Here is a 20,989-nt window from a genome sequence, read left to right on the forward strand (position 1 = left end):
AACTCAGTCTTCTTCCTCGGTGGCGACGAGCTTCCAGTTCGGATCGCGCGAGCGCGTGTCGCGGGCGAAGGTCCAGACATCCTTGACCTCAGCGACAGTTTCCGGATCGCCGTCGATGACGGCGCCGGCCTTGTCGCGGGTCGCCGAAATGAGCTCGCTGATGATGCGCAGCGTGACATGCGCCTCGCCGCCCTTCATCTCGGCCGAGACGATGTCGGCCTTGTCGATGCCGACGAAGGAGGACTGGATCTTTTCCGCCTTGGCCTCGCGCTCGCCAATCGCGGCGACAAAGCCGTCAAAAACCTCGCGCGACAACAGGTTCTTCAGCGTTTTGCGGTCGCCGTCGGCATAGGCCATGACGATCATCTCGTAGGCCATCTTGGCGCCGTCGACAAAACCCTTCGGCTCGAAGGACGGGTCGTTGTCTTTGATCGTGCGCAGGCCCTTGTTGAGGTCGGTGTCGGGCTTGGCAAAAGCGTCGATCGCCGCATAGGTGTCGGCCGCCGCCGGCTCACCCGGCAGACGCTTGCGCGGCAGCGAAACGACATTTTCGGATTTCTGCGCGGCATCCTTGTCGCTGCGGGCCGCCGTGTAGGGATCGAAGGGCGGCCGTTCGCTGCCGGTACGACGGCCCAGCACATTGCGCAGCTGGAAAAAGATGACCACCGCCGCAATCAGGAAGAAAATCGTGCCGAAGTCGAAGAATCCCATATCTTCCGCCAATCAATCCCTGCCTTGTGGCCGGACCGTCAGGCCCAATGGCCGCGGTCGCATAGCGTTCAACATTCAAAGCATATAGAACGCAAGGCGCAATCATTCAAATCAAAGGCAGGCATACCTATCTAACAGCCTCAGTGCCAGCGGCGATTGCTCGCCGACGGCCAAAACAATCGAAACAGCCAAAACGATCGAAAAAGGTTGGCAAGACTTGCGCATTCCGTTCCTTCCGCTTTTTCTCCTGGCACTTCCTCTGCTGGAAATCGCCGGCTTCGTGGTTGTCGGACGCCAGGTCGGCGCCTTGGCGACGGTCGGCCTGGTGCTGGCGTCTGGTATCGCCGGCGCGCTGTTGCTCCGGCATCAGGGTTTCAGCGTCATGACGCGGATCCGGACCGAGATGGACGCCGGCCGCGATCCAAGCCGGCAACTGGCGCATGGCGCCATGATCGTGCTGGCGGCGATCCTGTTGATCATTCCCGGCTTCATCACGGATATTATCGGCCTGCTGCTGTTCCTGCCGCCGATCCGCGACCTTGCCTGGCGGGCGTTGAAGGGCCGCGTCGTGCTGGCCACCAATTTCTCGACCGGCGGCTTCCGCGGCCGGCAACGCGACAAGACCATCGACCTCGATGACGGCGATTATTCGCGCAGCGACGACTATGCGCGCGGTCCGGACCACAACTCGCCCTGGCGTCGCCTCAAGGACGAGTAGGGACGCCGCCCTCCAAGAGGCAGCATCATCGGTTCGCCACTCGAAAATCATGATAGGCCAACTCATAGGTCTTCTGTTCGAAACCAGGCCATTCCTCTTGCAAAGTGGTCGCTGAGCGCGCCCTGGAGAAATCGGCGTCCATCATCAGTTTCCATGCTTTTTGGCTTTGCAACTCGCGGGCTGCCTCGATGGCTTCCAGGAGACGCGCGTTGGTTGCGTTGGGGTGGGCTGCCTTCAGTCGAAGGACCATCATTTCATGCGGGTTGAATCTCAATATGGTACGGCGCGGGCCGATAAGCGGCTTAGCCGGCACGGCAGGATCGTCGACGAAAGGCACGTTGCGAAGTCTGGCATCGAACTCAATCATATTGAGCAAAAATTCGGATCTCAGGAGAAGGTATGCGGCATCCCAAAGGGGCAACTCAGCCATCTTGTCGAAGATGGACTTGGCTTCAGGTACCGACCGCAGCTTGGCCGTCAATTTTTTAGGTGTGATCATCTGGACCCTCGGCGACGCGAACAATAGCACTTTGATGCCATAAGACCGAAAGCGGAAATTCAAATGTGGCGCTACCACTACCGCAAGGCGGCAAACCTTGTCTTGTCATCCCCGCCATGGTAGCGAACGCCCGATTTCAATTCGGTCAGCGACGCTGCCCAGGCAAGAGGACAAGGCTTATGGCCAGCAAAGATGACGCGCCGGTCGGCGCAGCCAACGGAAACGGCAATGCGGCGCAGCCGTCGCTCAACGTGCTGGCGCAGTATGTGAAGGACCTTTCCTTCGAAAGCCCCGGCGCGCCGAATTCGCTGCGTGGCCGCGACAAGGCGCCCGGCATCGCCATCAACGTCAACGTCAACGCCAACCCGCTCTCCGACAAGCAGTTCGACGTCAACCTGACGCTGAACGCCAAGGCGTCCTTCGATCAGGAAGTGCTGTTCAATGTCGAGCTGGTCTATGGCGGCGTGTTCGCCATCAGCGGCTTCCCGCAGGAGCACATGCTGCCGATCCTGTTCATCGAATGCCCGCGCCTTTTGTTCCCGTTCGCCCGCCAGATCATAGCCGAGGCAACCCGCAACGGCGGCTTCCCGCCGCTGATGCTCGACCCGATCGATTTCGCGCAGATGTTCCAGCAGAAGCTGGCCGAAGACCAGGCGGCCACCAAGGTCAAGGTGAGCTGAGGCCTGCCAGCCACGAATTGTGAAAAACCCGGCCTCGCGTCGGGTTTTTGTTTTGGGGGGCGCCGGAGAGATATAGCTGAGACGCCGACGGGACAGCGCGAAGGATCGCTACGGAACGTACTTTAGTTCCCGACAACCTTCAGCCACAGTGCCTTTTCGCCAAGCGTGGCGACCATGCCGGCATGCGCGCCGCGCTCGGCTTCGGTGAGGCGCGGCGGCAAGGGTGCCGGCCGCTGGCTGATGACAATTTCGATCTGGCGGACATTCTCGTTGCCCCGGGCCGGCGCGGTGGCGCTGTCGAGGACGAGGGCCGCCTGCTTGCCGCCGATCAGCTCGATATAGACCTCGGCCAGCAATTCGGAATCGAGCAGGGCGCCGTGCTTGGTGCGCCTTGTGTTGTCGATGCCGTAGCGCCGGCAGAGCGCGTCGAGCGAATTGGGACCCATCGGATGCTTGCGGCGTGCCAGTGCCAGCGTGTCGACAACAAGGCCATTGTCGATGACGGGGTGACCCAGCCGGCCGAACTCGACGTTGAGGAAGCCGATGTCGAACGTCGCGTTGTGGGCGACCAGCTTGGCGCCGTCGGTGAAGGCCAGCCACTCCTCGACGATTTCGGCAAAGGTCGGCTTGCCCGCGAGGTCCGCCGCGCTGATGCCGTGCACGGCCTGCGCCTCGGCGTGGATCGCGCGCCCTTGAGGGTTGATATAGTGGTGGAAGGTCTTTCCGGTCGGGAAGCGGTTGACCAGCTCGACGCCGCCCAACTCGATCACGCGGTCGTCGCGCGAATCGAGGCCGGTGGTTTCCGTGTCGAAGATGATCTCACGCATCGAATCAGGTGCTCCAAAGGAGCAGAATCATGAGACCGGAACAAAATGGCAATGGCCAATGCTGACGACCTGCCGCATGTCCCCGAAAATCGGTACCGATTTTCGGAAAGGACATGCGCAAAATCAAAGTGCTACAGCGTCCTTTGCGCGTCCAAACGGACGCGCGGCGCTGTAGTGTCAGGAGCCTGCCTTACCGGACTTATCCCCGGAGAGTTCGGCGATGATGGCTTTGACCGCCACCCGCGCGGCGTCCAGCCCCTGGCCGGTGTCTACGACAAAATCGGCCTGGCGGCGCTTTTCCACGTCCGGCACCTGTTTGGCCAGGATCGACGCCAGTTTTTCCTCCGTCATGCCCGGCCGCGCCAGCACGCGTTCTCGCTGGATTTCAGGTGGCGCGGTGACGACGACGACCTTGTCGACGCGGCCACGACCGCCGGTTTCGAACAGCAGGGGGATGTCGAGGACGGCGATCGGCGTGCCTGATTTACGATGCCTGACCAGGAAGGCATCGGCGTCGGCGCGCACCAGCGGATGGATGATCGCCTCGAGCCGCTTCAGCGCGGCGGCGTCACCGAGCACACGCGCGCCAAGTTTGGTGCGGTCAACCACTCCGGCAAATGTGGTGCCAGGAAAGGCCGCCTCGACCAAAGGTGCTGCCTTGCCGGCATAGAGGCGATGCACCACCTCGTCGGAATCGTGAACCGGCACGCCGGCCTCGGCGAACATCTTGGCCGTGGTCGACTTGCCCATGCCGATGGAGCCGGTGAGGCCGAGCACGATCATGGCTTCGGCACCAGATCGGCAACGATGAGCGCGCGCAGTTCGGCCGTGACCTGCGGCCTGACACCGAACCAGCGTTCGAAGCCGGGCACGGCCTGATGCAGCAGCATGCCGAGGCCGTCGACCGTCTTCAGCTTTCTCGCGCGCGCCGCCGCAAGCAGCGGCGTTTCCAGCGGCACATAGACGATGTCGGTGACGATGGCGTGGTCCGGCAGCAAAGCGGGATCGGCCGACAGGCCCTCATTGCCGTGCATGCCGAGGGCCGTGGTGTTGATCAGCAGGCCGGCATCGCCAAGCAATTCGCTGGTCACCGCCATGCCATGCGCCGAAACGCCGGCGCCGAAACGATCGCGCAATTCTATAGCCCGGGCCAGCGTGCGGTTGACGATGCGGATGTCGGCAACGCCGCGCTCCTTCAGCGCATGGATGACCGCGCGCGACGCGCCGCCGGCGCCAAGCACGACCGCCGGGCCCTCGCTCGCCCAGCCCGGCGCATGATCATCGAGATTGGCGGCAAAGCCGTGCGCGTCGGTGTTGCCGCCCCACAGGACTCCGTCTTCGAACCACAGCGTGTTGACGGCGCCGATTTCTTCGGCCGCCTGGTCGCGGCGTTCGGCCAGTGCGAAAGCCGCCTCCTTGTGCGGGATGGTGACGTTGCCGCCGCGGTAGCCGTTTGCCTGCAGCGTCTTAACGAAATCGGCAAAGTTTTCCGGCGCGACATCGATGGCCTGGTAGCTGCCGTCGATGCCATGTCTGGCCAGCCAGTGGCCATGGATCTTCGGCGAGCGCGAATGCTTGACCGGATGGCCGGTGACGAAGGCCTTCTTGGTCGCGTCAGCCATCGATGGCTCCCAGCGTGCGCAGTTCGGCCAGCAACGGTAACAGCGGCAGGCCGACAATGGTGAAATGATCGCCCTCGATCTTGTCGAACAGCTGGATGCCTTCGCCCTCGATCTGGTAGGCACCGACGCTCGACAGCGCCTTGGCGCCTACGCGGGCGAGGTGGCGGCCGATGAAGGCGGGGTCGAGCTTGCGCATGGTCATCGAGGCGATGCCGACATGACGCCACAAAACCATGCCGTCGCGAACCAGCACCGCGGCGCTGTTGAGCTGATGGGTCTTGCCGGAGAGTGCCAGAAGATGACGGCGAGCGCCTTCCCTATCGGCCGGTTTGTGGAACACCTCGTCGCCGAGCGACAGCGTCTGGTCGCAGCCCAGCACCAGGGCGCCCGGCTTGCGCTCGCTGACTTCGGTGGCCTTCGCTTCGGCCAGCACCAGGGCAACATCCTCGGGCGAGACACCGCTGTCCTGCAGAGGCGCCTCGAGTGCACGCTCGTCGACATCGGCCGGAACCGCCTCGACGTCGACGCCGGCACTGACGAGCATTGCCTTGCGGAACGGACTGCCCGAAGCGAGGATGATTTTCTCGGTCATGGTTCGTGCGCCTGATTACCCGTCCAGTTGCCGTCGGGATGTTCATCCAAGTAGAAAACCGTTGCGCCCGTCGGGCACTGTAACTTTCAAGCGACGTAGCGGTGGGGTGTTGGCGACGCGCGGCGGCTCCAATTATCGGTTCTTTCCCCGCAGGGCAACGATCGCCGCTGCCGTTTCCTCGATCGAGCGACGGCTGACGTCGATCATCGGCCAGCCATGGCGCGTGCAGATCTGGCGGGCGTAGGCGAGCTCTTCGGTAATGGCGGCGCGGTCGATATAGTCTGATGCCTCATAAGAGCTGCTGTTGCCGAGGATGCGGTTTTGCCGGACGTGCGAGATGCGCTCGGCGGTGGCGATCAACCCGACGATCAGCGGCGTCTTGGCGTTGACCAGGCTTTCCGGCACCGGCACGCCGAGCACGATCGGGATGTTGGCGGTCTTGATGCCACGGTTGGCGAGATAGATGCTGGTTGGCGTCTTCGACGTCCGCGAGATACCGATCAGCACGACATCGGCATCGTCCATATTGAGCGGCAGCTGGCCGTCATCATGGTCCATGGTGAAATTGAGCGCATCGATGCGACGGAAATATTCAGCATCGAGCACGTGCTGGGCGCCTACGCGCCGGCCGGCCGGCGTGCCGAGATAGGATTGGAACACGGTCAGCACCGGCTCCAGCACCGACACACAGGGCAGGCCCATGGTCGCACACCGCTCGTCGATGCCGCGTGCCAGCTTCTGGTCGACGACCGTATAGAGGATGATGCCGGGCTCCTCCTCGATGTCCTCGAACACTTTCGCCACCTGCTTTTCGGTGCGGATGAGCGGATAGATGTGCTCGATGGCACGCGCATCCTTGTACTGCGCCGAAGCCGCCCGGCCGGCGGCGAGCAGCGTTTCGCCGGTCGCGTCGGAAATCAGGTGCAGGTGGAAGAAGCTCTGGGGTTTGTTCACAGGGGGTCACCTGGGGCTGTGGGCTTCTGTGGATAAAGCGGGATGAAAAGACGGGTCGGTCGGAGGCGACTGTATCAGATGGCAGTTTGTCCACAATTCGATGCGCTGTCAGCTTCGTCGGGCGGCTGGGGACAAGTTTGGGGACCGGTTTTCTTGCCCTGCTTCTGTCCACAGGGCCGGTTTTTCCCGGAGCATCCTAAGGCTTTGACTCCAGTAGCGGATTCCAAACTATCCCCAGAGCCCTACATCCGGGAGAAAGAAGCGCGCGACAATATGCTTGCTGGTGTTTTTCGGGGCAAAGCGGGACAGGTGACAACCACCACAACCAACAGACTCTTAGAATCAGAAGAATCTTAGATATAAGAATCTTTAAGATTATAGAGGGCTGGGAGAGGCGAGCGTTCGATGCCCAAAAGCCGGATCATACTGGACGTCCTCAAGGGCGAAGCGGTGTTTCCGCCTCCGCTCTGGATGATGCGTCAGGCCGGGCGCTATCTGCCGGAGTATCGTGAAACCCGCAGACGAGCCGGGTCCTTCCTCGATCTCTGCTATGATCCCGACCTTGCCGTCGAAGTGACCTTGCAGCCGATCGAGCGCTTCGGTTTCGACGCCTCGATCCTGTTTTCCGATATCCTTGTCGTTCCGCATGCGCTTGGCCGCGACGTCCGCTTCGAAGAGGGGCGAGGGCCGCTGCTGACGCCGATCACGGCGCAGGAGATCTTGGCTCTGGAAAGCAAGGTGTTTCACGTGAATCTCGAACCGGTCTACGAGACGGTTCGCCGCTTGCGGGCAAGATTGCCCGACGAGACAACGCTGATCGGCTTCTGCGGCGCGCCGTGGACGGTGGCGACCTACATGATCGCCGGCCATGGCACGCCCGACCAGGCGCCGGCGCGGCTGTTTGCCTATCGCGAGCCGGCGGCGTTCCAGCACCTGCTGAAAGTGCTTGCCGATCATTCGGCCGCCTATCTCATCCGCCAGATCGAAGCGGGTGCGGATGTGGTGCAGATTTTCGATTCCTGGTCCGGCGTGCTCGATGACGCCTCCTTTGACCTGTTCTGCGTGCAGCCGGTGGCGGAGATCGTGCGTCAGGTTAGAGCCGTCTATCCCGATGTTCCGATCATCGGCTTTCCCAAGGGCGCCGGCGCCCGCTACCAGACCTATCGCCAGAAGACCGGCGTGACGGGTCTGGGGATCGACTGGACGGTGCCCCTGGAGGCGGCGAAGGATTTGCAGCGCTCCGGTGCGGTTCAGGGCAACCTCGATCCCTTGCGCCTCGTGGCTGGCGGCAAGGCGCTGTCCGATGGCATCGACGCGATCCTGAAAGCGCTGGGCGAGGGGCCGCTGATTTTCAATCTCGGCCACGGCATCACGCCGGAGACGCCGATCGCCCATGTCGAGGCGATGGTGAAACAGGTGAGGAGCGCGACACGCTGATGGCTGAGATGAACAACACGAACAGCACTGGCCAGGCGATGATGCGCATGACGATCGGTATCGCCGTGCTGGTTGTTCTCACCGCGCTTTTGTATTTCGCAGCACCCGACAGCTTCTATCCCTGGGCCAAGGCGATCCACATCCTCGCCGTCATCTCATGGATGGCCGGTATGCTCTATCTGCCGCGGCTGCTGGTCTACCACGCCGATGCCGAGAAGGGCTCGGTGCAGTCGGAGACCTTCAAGGTGATGGAGCGGCGCCTGCTGCGCGGCATCATCAATCCGGCGATGATCGTCACCTGGGTGTTCGGCCTGTGGCTTGCCTGGAAAGGCTTTGGTTTCGAGGGTGGCTGGCTGCACGCCAAGATCGGTGCGGTGCTTTTGCTGTCCGCCGTTCACGGCTATCTGGCTGGTGCGGTGCGCAAATTCGCCGAGGATCGCAATGAAAAGCCCGCCAAGCACTGGCGGATCGTCAACGAGATCCCCACATTGCTGATGATCGCGATCGTGATCCTGGTTGTCGTCAAGCCGTTCTAGGCCTTTATCGGTCCCGCAAAACGCAGCTTGCTCTTTCACCCGACCGACGATAAAAGACGGGTCTTCCTTCCCGTCATGCGCCGCCCCTCATTGCTTTCGGCCGCGCCCGGCATTTGTCGCATCCCGCCGATATTTTCCCAAAGCTTACCCAGACTCCATCTATTCAAGGTCCGTCTATGCAAGAAATGAAACTCGCCGAGTTCAAAAACAAGAAACCACCAGAGTTGATCGCTTATGCCGAATCGCTCGAGGTCGAAAACGCCAGCGTCATGCGCAAGCAAGAGCTGATGTTCGCGATCCTGAAGAAACTGGCCGCACAGGACGTCGAGATCATCGGCGACGGTGTGGTCGAGGTGCTGCAGGATGGTTTTGGTTTCCTGCGCTCAGCCAACGCCAACTATCTGCCAGGTCCCGACGACATCTACATTTCGCCGTCGCAGATCCGGCGCTTTTCGCTGAAGACCGGCGATACGGTCGAAGGGCCGATCCGCAGCCCGAAAGAGGGCGAGCGCTATTTCGCGCTGCTCAAGGTCAACACGATCAATTTCGACGATCCCGAAAAGATCCGCCACAAGATCCACTTCGACAATCTGACGCCGCTCTATCCGACCTCGCGGCTGAAGATGGAAATGGAGGTTCCGACCTCCAAGGACATCTCGGCCCGCGTCATCGACCTGGTGGCGCCGCTCGGCAAGGGCCAACGCGCTTTGATCGTGGCGCAGCCGCGCACCGGCAAGACGGTGCTTTTGCAGAACATCGCCCACTCGATCACCACCAACCATCCCGAATGCTATCTGATCGTGCTTCTGATCGACGAGCGGCCGGAAGAAGTGACCGACATGCAGCGCTCGGTGAAGGGCGAGGTCGTCTCCTCGACCTTCGACGAACCGGCGGTGCGCCACGTGCAGGTTGCTGAAATGGTCATCGAGAAGGCCAAGCGCTTGGTCGAACATGGCCGCGACGTCGTCATCCTGCTCGATTCGATCACCCGTCTCGGCCGCGCCTACAACACGGTGGTGCCGTCATCCGGCAAGGTGCTGACCGGCGGTGTCGACGCCAACGCGCTGCAGCGCCCGAAGCGCTTCTTCGGCGCTGCCCGTAACATCGAGGAAGGTGGTTCGCTGACCATCATCGCCACCGCGCTGATCGATACCGGCAGCCGCATGGACGAAGTCATCTTCGAAGAGTTCAAGGGCACCGGCAATTCGGAAATCGTGCTCGACCGCAAGGTCGCCGACAAGCGCATCTATCCGGCCATGGATATCCTCAAGTCCGGCACCCGCAAGGAAGACCTGCTGGTTGCCCGCCAGGACCTGCAGAAGATCTTCGTGCTGCGCCGCATCCTGGCGCCGATGGGAACGACCGACGCGATCGAGTTCCTGATCGACAAGCTGAAGCAGACCAAGACCAATGCGGACTTCTTCGATTCGATGAACACGTAACGGTCAGGCCGAAACTTTCCGGCCTATGCATTGAAACCCCATTCCGGGAAACCGGGATGGGGTTTTTCATTGCCGGGGTCAGGTCGCATTCCCGATATCGAGCGGCCGTATGCGGCGGCGAATGATTTCGCCCTCATGCAAAGCTGACGTCTTCGAATGGGAAGCAGCGACGTGAAGAAGACAATCCCGACCCTGGTCGGCTTTTCGGCCATCCTGACATGGTCGTTCCTGGCGTTGCTTTCGACTGCCGCGGGCCCGATCCCGCCCTTTCAGCTGGCAGCCATGACCTTCCTGCTCGGAGCGCTCGTCGGCGCGAGCAGCTGGATTGTCCGCCCGGCCGCGATCCGGTCACTGCGGCAGCCATGGCCGGTCTGGGCGATCGGAACGGCGGGACTGTGCATCTACCACTGCGCCTACTTCTTCGCGATTCAGTCGGCGCCGCCGGTCGAGGTCAGCCTGATCGCCTATCTCTGGCCGCTGCTGATCGTCGTCTTCGCCGCCTTCCTGCCCGGTGAAAGGCTGAGGGTTCATCACGTCGTGGGCGTTGTTCTCGGGCTTGCCGGCGCCATCGTCGTGATCACCAAGGGCGGCGATGTCGGGCTGGCCAATGGGGTGATGAAGGGCCATGTCATCGCTCTGTTCTGCGCCTTCATCTGGGCCGGTTATTCGGTCCTGTCGCGCCGCTTCGGCCAGGTGCCGACCGATGTCGTGGCCGGATATTGTTTCATCACGGCGGCGGTCGCTTTCGCGCTGCACCTGACCCTCGAGACCACGATCTGGCCGCAGACGCCGACGCAGTGGATGGCTATCGTTATTCTGGGCACGATCCCTCTGGGAGCCGGCTTCTACGCTTGGGATTTTGGCTGCAAGCACGGGGACATCATGATCCTCGGCGCCCTGTCCTACGCCGCACCGTTGTTTTCGGTGATCGTGCTGCTGTTGGCAGGGTTTGGCGTGTTCCATTGGTCGGTGGCGCTCGCTTGCGTGCTGATCACGATCGGCGCGGTCATCGCCGCCAAGGATTTGCTGTTCAAGCCGAGCCAAGTCGCGTCTTCGGCCGAGGCGTTCCCCTCGCCAGCGCAAGGCGACGCATCCTGAGCTATTGGCGGCGCAGAAGGCGCTCCAACTCTTCCGGATCCGTCACTGGGGGAAGGCAAACCTGCCCCGTACATAACCATGCACCCGCTCTGTCGGTCGGTGGCAGGCTTCCGCCGGGCAGCAAGGGTCGATTCGCTACCGTACCGATCGGCACGATGATGTCGACGCGACACGGGTTCGGGTATCGATTCGCAACCGGAACAAGTTTTGGATCGTCCAGCGCATCGACGATGACCAGTTTGAGCGGCTCGATTGCCAGCGCGCAGGCGTTGACGATGCCGGCCTGGCCATAGGCCTGGTGCGCCGCGCGGCCGGCGGCGTGCTCGGCGATTTGCCAGGCTCTTTCCTGCAGCTCGAGATCGCCGGTGACGGACGCCAGCCGGACCAGCGCCTCGATAATCCGGCCGGTGGCGGAAGGGATGGCTTCGTCGACATCGCCCCTGATGCGGATCGGCACATCGGCGCAGTCCGACGCGCTCAGGTAATAGCCTGTCTTCTCGGCGTCGGCGTGCCAATGGTCGAGCTGCCCGATGAACTTGCCGGCTTGGTCGACATAGCTCCAATCCCCGGTGGCCTCGAACAGCGATACCGCTGCATTGGCCATGGCGGCGTAGTCGCTGGACAGAGCAGGGAACAATGTCCTGGCGCCAAGCATCGAATGCGGCAAGCGGCCATCGCGGCTGGCAGAGCTGATATGGGTGAAAGCTTTTGCCGCGGCGTCGATCCAGTCAGGCCGCGATAGCGACCGGCCGGCCTCGGCAAGGGCTGCGATCATCTGGCCGTTCCAGTCAGTGAGGGCCTTGCCGTCGCGCCCGGGCCTCACACGATGCTCTCTGGCCGCCAGAAGTTTCGCTTTCAGCGGGACGAGTTGATCGCGATCGATAACGCTTTGGGATTGCTGGGATCTTGTTTGATGGACAACCGGTTTTCCTTCCCAGCCATGTGGGCTGGAGAGCGCGAAGTGTTTGAAAAACAAGGAGGACTCGTCGCCGAGAACAGCTTCGATTTCGTCCCGGCTCCAGGTGTAGAACAGCCCTTCCTCACCGTCGCTGTCGGCGTCGAGGCTGGCGGCGAAGGCGCCGCCGTCGACGCGCATTTCGCGCAGCAGCCAGTCGACCGTCTCTTCGATTCGCACCCGGAACAGTTCATTGCCGCCTGCCGCATAGGCCCAGTTGCAGAAGCGGATGAGCTGCGCATTGTCGTAGAGCATCTTTTCGAAATGCGGCACCAGCCATTCGGCATCGGTCGAGTAGCGGCTGAGCCCGCCGCCAATATGATCGTAGATGCCGCCGCTCACCATCTGTTCGAGGCTGATGAGGACGTCGTCGCGATGGCTGGCGTTGCCGTCGCGCAGCCAGGACAGCCAGAGTGTCAACATGAACGGCGCATTGGGGAATTTCGGCGCGCCGCTTAAGCCCCCTAGATCGCGGTCGATCATGCCGTCGATGCCCTTGGCCAGTTCCGCCAGCGTGTCGCGATCGAGCCCTGTTTTCGCATGCGAGCCGGCGAGCCGTGCCTCGACATGTGTCGTCAGGCCGTCGGCGCTCTGGTTGAGGCTCGCCCGCTTCTCGCGCCAGGCCTTGTCCACCGCCTCCATCACCTGGATGAAACCAGGACGACCATAGCGCGGCTCGCGCGGGAAATAGGTGCCGCCCCAGAACGGCTTGCCGTCCGGGGTCAGGAACATGGTCAGTGGCCAGCCGCCTTGCTCGCCCATGGCGGATAGCGCCGCCATGTAGATCTGGTCGATGTCAGGGCGCTCCTCGCGGTCGACCTTGATATTGACGAACAGACGGTTCATGACGGCGGCGACGTCAGCGTTCTCGAAGCTTTCATGCGCCATGACATGGCACCAATGGCAGGCGGCATAGCCGACCGAAAGCAGGATCGGCCTGTCCAGCGCCTTTGCCTCCTCAAGCGAAGCCGGCGACCAGGCCCGCCAGTGGACGGGATTGCCGCTGTGCTGCTGCAGATAGGGGCTGGCCTCCTGGGCAAGCAGGTTTTGCGCGGGTAGCGTCACGATGGGTAAACTCGGTTGGGGTTACCGTATGGGCGCGAAGCTAGGGTGGTTCGGTAGAGCGGGCAAATGATTTCAGGCGATTCGATCGTTGCATTGTCGAGCGGCCGGCTTCCGGCCGGCGTCGCCGTCATCCGCATTTCGGGCCTGCAGACTCGATTCGTAGTCGAAACGATCGCCGGCACTATGGTTAAGGACCGCGCGGCGGTTTTGCGCAGGCTGCGGGCGCCCGATGGAACCGTACTGGATAACGGCCTGGTCGTCTTCTTTCCCGGGCCGGCCAGTTTTACGGGTGAAGATGTCGCGGAGTTCCACGTTCACGGCGGACGTGCCGTGGTGGCCAGGATGCTGGAGACGATCACTGGTTTTGACGGCGTCAGGCACGCGGAACCAGGCGAATTCACCCGCCGCGCCTTTCTCAACGGCAAAGTCGATCTGGTCGAGACCGAGGCGCTGGCGGATCTCGTCAACGCCGAAACCGAGGCGCAGCGGCGTTTTGCTGTCCAAAATGCCGAAGGCGTTCAGAGCGAACTCTACCTCGGCTGGCGCCGCAGGCTGGTCCATGCCCGCGCCATGATCGAGGCGGAGATCGATTTTGCCGATGAGGACGATGTCCCCGGTTCCGTTTCGGATACGGTTTGGTCCGACGTCCGGATAATGATCGATGAGATCCACCGACACATCGCCGGGTTTCGCGCCGCCGAGATCATTCGCGATGGATTCGAGGTCGTCATCCTTGGTGCGCCCAACGCTGGTAAGTCGAGTCTGTTCAACGCCCTGGCGCGGCGGGATGCCGCTATAGTAACGGATGAGCCCGGCACGACGCGGGATCTGCTTGAAGTGACACTTGATCTTCAGGGGCTGCGGGTCAGGCTTACGGATACGGCCGGGCTGCGCGATGCGCCGGGCAAGGTCGAGGCGATCGGCATCGAGAAGGCGAAGGCCAAGGCGCATGGTGCCGATCTCTTGCTGCTGCTGGAGGACGTTGCGGACCCCAGGGACATCGGGTCGCTGCCGACGGAGGCGCCGGCCTTGCGCGTCGGCACCAAGCTCGATCTGCTGGAGAGCCGTGCTGCAAACGAAGCGGCTGGCGATTATGATCTTGTCATCTCGGTGAAGAATGGGGCCGGCGTGGAAGAACTGCTGGCGGAAATCGGCCGGCGTGCGGCGGAGGCGGCCGGTAGCGTCGGCGATGTTCTGCCCTCACGCCTGCGCCACGTCGAATTGCTTGGCGCGGCAAACAGCCATCTGCTTCGTGCCATTGACGACAGGACTGTCGGACAGGAATTGCGCGCCGAGGAGTTGCGGCTCGCTGCCGATCGCCTGGGCCGAATCGTTGGCGCCATTGACGTCGAGGACATGCTGGACGTGATCTTTTCGCAGTTCTGCATCGGGAAATGACTCACGTGAAACAGTGGCTTGCTGGGAGGAACCACGACGTCGTCATCCTCGGGCCTCCGAGACGGAGCTTCGCTCCTGCTCCGCCCGTGGATGACGAGGTTTCGTCTGGGCCACCGCGCTGCGCCGCCTGCGTGACTCACGTGAAACGCGTCAGGCGGCCCCGGTGACTCACGTGAAACATGGAGCTGACAGCCCGCACGGTTGTTTCACGTGAAACGACTCGCGGAGTTTTCTTGACAGCATCGCCCTGCAGGGACATGTGTCCCTCATTCATTGAGTCTAGGAAGTTTGTGATGACCAATCACTATGATGTGGTTGTGGTGGGCGGCGGCCACGCGGGTTGCGAGGCGGCCAGTGCTGCTGCGCGCGCCGGTGCCAGGACTGCACTGGTGACGCTACGCTTTGATACGATCGGTGTCATGTCGTGCAATCCGGCGATCGGCGGGCTCGGCAAGGGTCATCTGGTGCGCGAGATCGATGCCAGGGACGGCCTGATGGGCCGGGTAGCCGACGCTGCCGGCATTCAGTTCCGTCTGCTCAACCGCCGCAAGGGTCCGGCGGTGCGCGGCCCCCGCACGCAGGCCGACAGGAAGCTCTATCGCCTTGCCATGCAAGAAGCGATTCGGCAGCAGAACGATCTCGACGTCGTCGAAGGCGAGGTTCTGGACTTCGAGATCGTCGCCGGCCGGATCGCGGCTGTTCTCCTGGCTGACGGCAGGCGGCTTGCCTGTGGCGCGGTCGTTCTGACGACTGGGACCTTCCTGCGCGGGCTTATTCACATCGGCGAGAAAAAGATTGTCGCCGGCCGCATGAACGAGCAGGCCAGCCTTGGCCTGTCGGCAACGATGGACCGGGCGGGCTTCAAGCTCGGACGGCTGAAGACCGGCACGCCACCTCGGCTCGATGGCCGGACCATCGATTGGGCGTCGCTGGAAAAACAGGCCGCCGATGAATATCCGGTGCCGTTCTCACTGATGACCGACCGCATCGAGACGCCGCAGATCGAGTGCGGCATCACGCGGACCACTACGGCAACTCATGATTTGATCCGCGCCAATCTCCGCCGCTCGGCCATGTATTCCGGTTCGATCGAAGGGGTCGGGCCGCGCTATTGCCCGTCGATCGAGGACAAGATCGTCAAGTTCGGCGATCGGGATGGACACCAGATCTTTCTGGAGCCGGAAGGGTTGGACGACGACACCGTCTATCCCAATGGGATTTCGACCTCGCTGCCTGAGGATGTGCAGCTTGATATCCTGAAAACCATTCCCGGGCTCGAACGCGCAACCATGCTGCAGCCCGGCTATGCCATTGAATATGATCATGTCGATCCGCGCGAGCTGCATCAGACCCTGGAGACGAAGCGCATTAGTGGCCTCTTCCTCGCCGGGCAGATCAATGGCACGACCGGCTATGAAGAAGCGGCCGGGCAGGGCCTGCTCGCCGGCCTCAATGCGGCGCGGCGGGCGGCAGGCAGCGAGCAGATCGTGCTCAGCCGCACCGAGGCCTATATCGGGGTGATGGTCGACGATTTGACCAGCCGCGGCATCAGCGAACCCTACCGGATGTTCACCTCGCGGGCTGAGTTCCGACTCTCGCTGCGCGCCGACAATGCCGATGAGCGGCTGACGCCATTGGCGGCGAAACTGGGCATCGCCTCGACGCGGCGGATGCGGCGCTACGAGCATGTCATGCAGCATCTCGATGAGGCGCGAGAACTGGCGAAGTCGCTCACCCTGACCCCCAATGAAGCGGCGCGTCATGGGCTGGAGATCAACCGGGATGGCGTGCGCCGGTCCGGCTATGAATTGCTGTCCTATCCCGACGTCGATGTGGCCTGGCTGGCTCGTATCGATTCGCGGTTCGCGGAAATCGACGGCAAGACGGCGGAACGTCTCGAAACGGAAGCGAAATATTCGGTCTATCTCGATCGCCAAAGGACGGATGTGGCGCAAATCCGGCATGAAGAGAGCCGCTTGATCCCTGAGGCGGTCGATTTCGCCGGCGTGCCGGGACTGTCGAACGAGTTGAAGCAGAAGATGCAGGTACGGCGGCCGCGCTCGATCGCCGATGCCCAGCGCATGGAAGGCATGACACCGGCGGCGCTGGCGATCATTGTCGCGCATGTCCGCCATGCAGAGAGCGCCCAGCGCCCACAAAAGGATGTTGCGTGAGTTCTATGTCCCTAGAGAGTCTGCAGGATGCGGCGGGCCCGGTTTCACGTGAAACATTCGATCGGCTGATGGCGTTCGAGCAGATGTTCCAGAAATGGAACCGCAGCATCAATCTTGTGGCGCAGTCGACGTCGGGCGATGTCTGGCAGCGCCACATCCTCGACAGCGCGCAGCTCGGGCGCATAGAGCCGACCGCCACACGCTGGGTGGATTTCGGCTCGGGCGGCGGATTCCCCGGCCTCGTCATGGCTTTTCTGCTTGCCGAGCGCGACGGCGCCAGCATCGATCTGGTTGAAAGCAATCGCAAAAAAGCATCCTTCCTGCAGACCGTGGTCGGACAGTTCAGCCTGCCGGCGCGGGTCGTGGCGCGCCGCATCGACGACAGCCATGCGCTTGTTTCGACACCGCAAATCGTCACGGCGCGAGCGCTGGCCTCGCTTTCGACCTTGTTGGACCTGTCGGCGCCCTGGCTGACGTCGGGCGCGCGCGGCCTGTTCCACAAAGGCCGGGATTACCGCGCCGAAGTGCAAGAAAGCGTTCACCGATGGTCCTTCGATCTGGTAGAACATCCAAGTGTGACCGACCCTCATGGGGTCATCCTTGAATTGTCGAACCTGCGACCTGTCTGATCTGCGACCTTTCAGACCATTTGGCGACCCAAAATGAACTTCTGGCATAGACCCATGATGAAGAATGGCCCCCGAATCATCACCGTAGCCAACCAAAAGGGCGGCGTCGGCAAGACCACTACCGCCATCAATCTGGCGACCGCGCTGGCCGCGATCGGCGAAAAGGTGCTGATCGTCGATCTCGATCCGCAAGGCAATGCCAGCACCGGCCTTGGCATTGACCGCAAGGATCGGACGGTCTCGTCCTATGACGTGCTGACCGGCGAGCTGGAGCTGGAAGCCGCGGCCATCCCGACGGCTGTGCCTGGCCTGTCGATCGTGCCGTCGACGCTCGATCTGCTCGGCATCGAAATGGAGATCGCCTCCGCACCCGACCGTGTGCTCAAGCTGCGCAATGCGCTTCGCGCCGCAACCGCCCGTGGGGCGCCGTTCGGCTATGTGCTGATCGACTGCCCGCCGTCGCTCAACCTTTTGACTTTGAATTCCATGGCGGCAGCCGATTCTGTTCTTGTGCCGCTGCAATGCGAATTCTTCGCGCTCGAAGGTCTCAGCCAATTGCTGGAAACGGTCGAGCAGGTGCGCCGTTCGATCAATCCGGATCTCACCATCCAGGGCATCGTGCTGACCATGTATGACGGCCGCAACAATCTCGCCAACCAGGTGGTGCAGGATGTGCGGGCGCATATGGGCGACAAGGTCTACGAGACCATCATTCCGCGCAATGTTCGGGTGTCCGAGGCGCCGTCTTACGGCAAGCCGGCGATCCTCTACGACCTGAAATGCTCGGGTAGCCAGGCCTATCTGCAACTGGCGTCGGAAGTGATCCGCCGTGAGCGCAAGTTACGCGCTGCTTAATAGACCGTCCACACAGTTAAAAGCCGATTCGATACCGAAACGATCCGGGACTTTGGAATAAAAATGAGCGAAGACCTTTCGAGAAAGAGACTGGGCCGTGGACTGGCAGCGCTGATCGGCGAGATTGATCGCCCAGTAGCACCCGAAAAGCCGGGTATGAGCGCCGACGGCAAGGTGCCGATCGAGTTCCTGACGCCAAATCCGAAAAATCCGCGCCGGCATTTCGGCGACGCCGATCTGACCGATCTTGCGCAGTCGATCCGCGAGCATGGCGTCGTCCAGCCGGTGGTGGCGCGGCCTTCGCCGACACAGGCCGGCCGCTACGAGATCATCGCCGGCGAGCGCCGCTGGCGCGCGGCGCAGCGTGCCGGGCTGTCCGAGATCCCGGTCATTATCCGCGAGGTCAACGACCGCACCGCGCTCGAGCTGGCAATCATCGAGAACGTCCAGCGCACTGATCTTAACGCGGTCGAGGAAGCGCTTGGCTACCAGCAGCTGATCGACGATCACGGCTACACCCAAGCCGATCTCGGCCAGGTGATCGGCAAGAGCCGCAGCCATGTCGCCAACACGCTACGCCTGCTGAAGCTGCCCGACGTGATCCGCGACATGCTGGTCGACGGCGCACTGTCTGCGGGCCACGCCCGCACGCTGGTGACGGCCGAGGATCCGGCCGGCCTTGCCAAGCGCATCGTCGAAGAGGGGCTTTCGGTGCGGCAAGCCGAAGCGCTGGCGCAGATGCCGGCCGGCAGCAGCAGTGCGAAGGAAGCCAAGCCTGCGCCAAGCCCGGAGCAAAAGGACGCCGACACGCTGGCGCTGGAAAAGCTGCTGACCGACACGATCGGCATGATCGTATCGGTGGATCACAAGGGCAAGGGCGGCGTCCTGCGGGTTTCGTATCGGTCGCTGGAGCAGCTGGATGAGCTGTGCCGGCGGCTAAAGCAGGAGCGGTAGTTAGCCGGCGAATTATCTTCAAGTCGGAGATTGATTTGGCGCATATGGAAAGGGCTGGCCGTTGGGCGGCCTTTTTCCTTTGTGGCAATGGTGATTGGCGAAATCGGCGAAGCCGCGAATCCCCTCGAGAGGGGAGATTGGGCGCGCTGCCCCAGCCTCGCGCTCTCAACCGCGATCCCGAGCACCGCCTGTCGCCAGCCCTGGCGCTCGCGGCTTGACAGTGCCAGGCAACGGCGTAACCTATATTACATATGGCTTAAATTATGTGCCCTAGCGTGCCGGTCAGTCGAGGCAAGGGCTATTTGCCGTTCCTACAATAGTCGTGAAATGGCACCGCCTTGCCAAAGCGATATGCCGACGCGCCTGACGCAAGTGGGAGGTGCAAATGGCAGTCCGTTGGCAATTGTCCGGAAGTTACTTCGAAAATTGTAGCTGCGATGTCGTATGTCCTTGCCTGCTGTCCACCAACGCGCAGCTGACATCGAAGCCGACGAGAGGTGTTTGCGACGTCGGTTTGGTCTTTCATATCGATACGGGCAACTACGGCGACGTTCGATTGGATGGGCTCAGTGTCGCGATGGTTGCTCACACGCCGGGTCCGATGGCAAACGGCAATTGGACGGCCGCCGCCTATATCGACGAACGGGCCGATGACAGGCAAACAGAGGCGCTAGGTGCCATCTTCACTGGCGCCGCGGGCGGCCCGATGGCGGTGCTGGCGCCCATGATTGGCACGAACCTTGGCGCCAAGAAGGTGCCGATAAGCTACCGGATAGACGGCAAGAAGCGGTCGGCGGAGATCGCGGGCGTCATGCAGATGGCGGTCGAGCCGCTGCCGACAATGCGCGAGGACGGGCAGATGTGGGCGGCCACCGGCCATCCTATCAATCCCGACTGGCTCGCCCTGGCGATGGGGGCGGAAGGCAGTACATTCAGCGACCATGGCATGAGCTGGGACAATTCCCGCCGAAACGGACATTACGCCCCGATCAATTGGTCTGGCCAGCAGTAGCCGTTGGCCGCATAGTACGAAACGACCCGTCCATGGCGCCGACGTTGCAGCGATACATAATTCTCGCGCTGCTGATCGCTATCGCTGCGGCGGCGTGGACCCTGCTTATCTGGGAGCAGATGGGCATGGACGTGGACATGCGCATGGAAATGTACGCACTCACCATGGGCATGAAGGCGCCGCTGTTTCTTGCCGTCTGGATGATCATGATGATTGCCATGATGTTTCCGACGGCCGCGCCCATGATCCTGACGTTTCACCAGGTCCAGGCCGGCAAACAGGGCCGGGGCGAGACCTTTGTCTCGAGCTGGGTGTTCGTGGCCGGGTACATGCTGGTTTGGGGCGTGATGGGCGTTATCGCCTTTGCCGGGGCGGCGGGTGCGGAGATGCTTGCCGGGCGTGTGGGATTGTCCACGGCGACGGCCGCGCGTATCGGCGGCGCGCTGCTGATGATCGGGGGCGCCTATCAACTCTCCCCACTGAAAGATCTATGTCTGGCCAAATGCCGCACGCCGATTGGCTTCATCCTGACCTCATGGCGCGATGGTTACTGGGGTGCGGTTCGCATGGGCCTGGAGCATGGACTTTTTTGCCTGGGCTGCTGCTGGCTTTTGTTTCTCGCCCTCTTTCCTCTCGGGATCATGAACGTCGCCGCAATGGCCGTGGTCACCTTGCTAATCTTTGCGGAAAAGACCCTCCCGTCAGGAGGTGGGATCGCAAAGGTGTCGGGTATCGCTCTGCTTCTTTATGGCGCGGCGGTACTGGTCTTTCCACAGGCGCTGCCAACCTTTCAGCCGGTGGGCGCCATTACAATGAATTGACGAATGGAGC

The 20,989-nt window shown here is 62.2% G+C and carries 21 protein-coding genes; 13 read left to right on the forward strand and 8 right to left on the reverse strand.

Going from position 1 to position 20,989, the window contains the following annotated elements; all coding sequences use genetic code 11:
- Window positions 1–3: 3 nt before the first annotated feature.
- On the reverse strand, window positions 4–711 hold the full coding sequence (locus tag EN993_RS02705) for a Tim44/TimA family putative adaptor protein (protein WP_109663559.1): 708 nt from the start codon (window positions 709–711) through the stop codon (window positions 4–6).
- Between the two features lie 217 nt (window positions 712–928).
- Here EN993_RS02705 and EN993_RS02710 point away from each other — a divergent pair, with 217 nt between their 5' ends.
- On the forward strand, window positions 929–1,429 hold the full coding sequence (locus EN993_RS02710) for an FxsA family protein (protein ID WP_126066998.1): 501 nt from the start codon (window positions 929–931) through the stop codon (window positions 1,427–1,429).
- 25 nt (window positions 1,430–1,454) lie between these two features.
- On the opposite strand, the gene EN993_RS02715 is transcribed toward EN993_RS02710, so the two are convergent.
- Entirely contained in the window at window positions 1,455–1,928 is a 474-nt protein-coding gene (locus EN993_RS02715; RefSeq protein WP_127262307.1) for a hypothetical protein, read from the reverse strand.
- A gap of 179 nt (window positions 1,929–2,107) precedes the next feature.
- On the opposite strand from EN993_RS02715, the gene secB reads away from it, so the two are divergent.
- Window positions 2,108–2,608 carry a protein-export chaperone SecB gene (gene secB / locus EN993_RS02720; RefSeq protein WP_109663564.1) on the forward strand — a complete coding sequence of 167 codons (501 nt, stop codon included), beginning with the start codon at window positions 2,108–2,110 and terminating at the stop codon, window positions 2,606–2,608.
- 122 nt (window positions 2,609–2,730) lie between these two features.
- Here secB and dnaQ read toward each other — a convergent pair whose 3' ends face one another.
- The 5 genes from dnaQ to EN993_RS02745 all read right to left on the reverse strand — a co-directional run bounded on the left by dnaQ (window position 2,731) and on the right by EN993_RS02745 (window position 6,603).
- The gene (gene dnaQ, locus EN993_RS02725; RefSeq protein WP_126066996.1) at window positions 2,731–3,435 is read right to left on the reverse strand and encodes a DNA polymerase III subunit epsilon; all 705 of its coding nucleotides are present in this window, start codon (window positions 3,433–3,435) and stop codon (window positions 2,731–2,733) included.
- 177 nt (window positions 3,436–3,612) lie between these two features.
- The gene (coaE, locus tag EN993_RS02730; protein ID WP_109663568.1) at window positions 3,613–4,218 is read right to left on the reverse strand and encodes a dephospho-CoA kinase; all 606 of its coding nucleotides are present in this window, start codon (window positions 4,216–4,218) and stop codon (window positions 3,613–3,615) included.
- Window positions 4,215–5,057, reverse strand: coding sequence for a shikimate dehydrogenase (locus EN993_RS02735; protein ID WP_127262308.1), 843 nt, complete (start codon window positions 5,055–5,057; stop codon window positions 4,215–4,217). Before EN993_RS02735 ends, coaE begins: the two co-directional genes overlap by 4 nt.
- Window positions 5,050–5,649, reverse strand: a complete 600-nt coding sequence (locus EN993_RS02740) for a Maf-like protein (protein WP_127262309.1) — start codon at window positions 5,647–5,649, stop codon at window positions 5,050–5,052. Before EN993_RS02740 ends, EN993_RS02735 begins: the two co-directional genes overlap by 8 nt.
- Window positions 5,650–5,781: 132 nt before the next feature.
- Window positions 5,782–6,603: a pyruvate, water dikinase regulatory protein gene (locus tag EN993_RS02745; RefSeq protein ID WP_109663575.1), complete on the reverse strand. Its 822-nt coding sequence runs from the start codon at window positions 6,601–6,603 to the stop codon at window positions 5,782–5,784.
- A 405-nt stretch (window positions 6,604–7,008) separates the two neighbouring features.
- Here EN993_RS02745 and hemE point away from each other — a divergent pair, with 405 nt between their 5' ends.
- The 4 genes from hemE to EN993_RS02765 all read left to right on the forward strand — a co-directional run bounded on the left by hemE (window position 7,009) and on the right by EN993_RS02765 (window position 11,116).
- Window positions 7,009–8,040, forward strand: a complete 1,032-nt coding sequence (gene hemE / locus EN993_RS02750) for a uroporphyrinogen decarboxylase (RefSeq protein ID WP_127262310.1) — start codon at window positions 7,009–7,011, stop codon at window positions 8,038–8,040.
- Window positions 8,040–8,576, forward strand: a complete 537-nt coding sequence (gene hemJ, locus EN993_RS02755; RefSeq protein ID WP_127262311.1) for a protoporphyrinogen oxidase HemJ — start codon at window positions 8,040–8,042, stop codon at window positions 8,574–8,576. The genes hemE and hemJ overlap by 1 nt, the downstream gene beginning before the upstream one ends.
- Before the next feature lie 176 nt (window positions 8,577–8,752).
- On the forward strand, window positions 8,753–10,018 hold the full coding sequence (gene rho / locus EN993_RS02760; RefSeq protein WP_109663581.1) for a transcription termination factor Rho: 1,266 nt from the start codon (window positions 8,753–8,755) through the stop codon (window positions 10,016–10,018).
- Between the two features lie 171 nt (window positions 10,019–10,189).
- Entirely contained in the window at window positions 10,190–11,116 is a 927-nt protein-coding gene (locus EN993_RS02765) for an EamA family transporter (RefSeq protein ID WP_245468606.1), read from the forward strand.
- A 1-nt stretch (window position 11,117) separates the two neighbouring features.
- Here EN993_RS02765 and EN993_RS02770 read toward each other — a convergent pair whose 3' ends face one another.
- Window positions 11,118–13,136 (reverse strand): thioredoxin domain-containing protein, encoded by a 2,019-nt coding sequence (locus EN993_RS02770; protein WP_127262313.1) that lies wholly within the window; start codon window positions 13,134–13,136, stop codon window positions 11,118–11,120.
- A gap of 66 nt (window positions 13,137–13,202) precedes the next feature.
- On the opposite strand from EN993_RS02770, the gene mnmE reads away from it, so the two are divergent.
- The 7 genes from mnmE to EN993_RS02805 all read left to right on the forward strand — a co-directional run bounded on the left by mnmE (window position 13,203) and on the right by EN993_RS02805 (window position 20,979).
- Complete coding sequence (mnmE, locus tag EN993_RS02775) at window positions 13,203–14,534, forward strand: tRNA uridine-5-carboxymethylaminomethyl(34) synthesis GTPase MnmE (RefSeq protein ID WP_127262314.1); 1,332 nt, start codon at window positions 13,203–13,205, stop codon at window positions 14,532–14,534.
- A 293-nt stretch (window positions 14,535–14,827) separates the two neighbouring features.
- Complete coding sequence (gene mnmG / locus EN993_RS02780; RefSeq protein ID WP_127262315.1) at window positions 14,828–16,708, forward strand: tRNA uridine-5-carboxymethylaminomethyl(34) synthesis enzyme MnmG; 1,881 nt, start codon at window positions 14,828–14,830, stop codon at window positions 16,706–16,708.
- Window positions 16,705–17,337: a 16S rRNA (guanine(527)-N(7))-methyltransferase RsmG gene (gene rsmG, locus EN993_RS02785; RefSeq protein ID WP_127262316.1), complete on the forward strand. Its 633-nt coding sequence runs from the start codon at window positions 16,705–16,707 to the stop codon at window positions 17,335–17,337. The genes mnmG and rsmG overlap by 4 nt, the downstream gene beginning before the upstream one ends.
- Window positions 17,338–17,391: 54 nt before the next feature.
- The gene (locus EN993_RS02790) at window positions 17,392–18,192 is read left to right on the forward strand and encodes a ParA family protein (protein WP_109663593.1); all 801 of its coding nucleotides are present in this window, start codon (window positions 17,392–17,394) and stop codon (window positions 18,190–18,192) included.
- Window positions 18,193–18,255: 63 nt separating this feature from the next.
- Window positions 18,256–19,146: a ParB/RepB/Spo0J family partition protein gene (locus tag EN993_RS02795; RefSeq protein WP_127262317.1), complete on the forward strand. Its 891-nt coding sequence runs from the start codon at window positions 18,256–18,258 to the stop codon at window positions 19,144–19,146.
- Window positions 19,147–19,531: 385 nt separating this feature from the next.
- On the forward strand, window positions 19,532–20,158 hold the full coding sequence (locus tag EN993_RS02800; protein WP_109663597.1) for a DUF1326 domain-containing protein: 627 nt from the start codon (window positions 19,532–19,534) through the stop codon (window positions 20,156–20,158).
- Window positions 20,159–20,190: 32 nt separating this feature from the next.
- On the forward strand, window positions 20,191–20,979 hold the full coding sequence (locus tag EN993_RS02805; RefSeq protein WP_127262318.1) for a DUF2182 domain-containing protein: 789 nt from the start codon (window positions 20,191–20,193) through the stop codon (window positions 20,977–20,979).
- Window positions 20,980–20,989: the final 10 nt, after the last annotated feature.

Source organism: Mesorhizobium sp. M7D.F.Ca.US.004.01.2.1 (genome assembly GCF_003997785.1).
Lineage (GTDB): Bacteria > Pseudomonadota > Alphaproteobacteria > Rhizobiales > Rhizobiaceae > Mesorhizobium > Mesorhizobium loti.

Bases quoted from the DNA above. Each gene is read 5' to 3' on its own strand.
- EN993_RS02705 (WP_109663559.1), bottom strand. From the start codon at position 711: ATGGGATTCTTCGACTTCGGCACGATTTTCTTCCTGATTGCGGCGGTG.
- EN993_RS02715 (WP_127262307.1), bottom strand. From the start codon at position 1,928: ATGATCACACCTAAAAAATTGACGGCCAAGCTGCGGTCGGTACCTGAA.
- secB (WP_109663564.1), top strand. From the start codon at position 2,108: ATGGCCAGCAAAGATGACGCGCCGGTCGGCGCAGCCAACGGAAACGGC.
- dnaQ (WP_126066996.1), bottom strand. From the start codon at position 3,435: ATGCGTGAGATCATCTTCGACACGGAAACCACCGGCCTCGATTCGCGC.
- coaE (WP_109663568.1), bottom strand. From the start codon at position 4,218: ATGATCGTGCTCGGCCTCACCGGCTCCATCGGCATGGGCAAGTCGACC.
- EN993_RS02735 (WP_127262308.1), bottom strand. From the start codon at position 5,057: ATGGCTGACGCGACCAAGAAGGCCTTCGTCACCGGCCATCCGGTCAAG.
- EN993_RS02740 (WP_127262309.1), bottom strand. From the start codon at position 5,649: ATGACCGAGAAAATCATCCTCGCTTCGGGCAGTCCGTTCCGCAAGGCA.
- hemE (WP_127262310.1), top strand. From the start codon at position 7,009: ATGCCCAAAAGCCGGATCATACTGGACGTCCTCAAGGGCGAAGCGGTG.
- hemJ (WP_127262311.1), top strand. From the start codon at position 8,040: ATGGCTGAGATGAACAACACGAACAGCACTGGCCAGGCGATGATGCGC.
- rho (WP_109663581.1), top strand. From the start codon at position 8,753: ATGCAAGAAATGAAACTCGCCGAGTTCAAAAACAAGAAACCACCAGAG.
- mnmE (WP_127262314.1), top strand. From the start codon at position 13,203: ATGATTTCAGGCGATTCGATCGTTGCATTGTCGAGCGGCCGGCTTCCG.
- mnmG (WP_127262315.1), top strand. From the start codon at position 14,828: ATGACCAATCACTATGATGTGGTTGTGGTGGGCGGCGGCCACGCGGGT.
- EN993_RS02790 (WP_109663593.1), top strand. From the start codon at position 17,392: ATGATGAAGAATGGCCCCCGAATCATCACCGTAGCCAACCAAAAGGGC.
- EN993_RS02795 (WP_127262317.1), top strand. From the start codon at position 18,256: ATGAGCGAAGACCTTTCGAGAAAGAGACTGGGCCGTGGACTGGCAGCG.
- EN993_RS02800 (WP_109663597.1), top strand. From the start codon at position 19,532: ATGGCAGTCCGTTGGCAATTGTCCGGAAGTTACTTCGAAAATTGTAGC.
- EN993_RS02805 (WP_127262318.1), top strand. From the start codon at position 20,191: ATGGCGCCGACGTTGCAGCGATACATAATTCTCGCGCTGCTGATCGCT.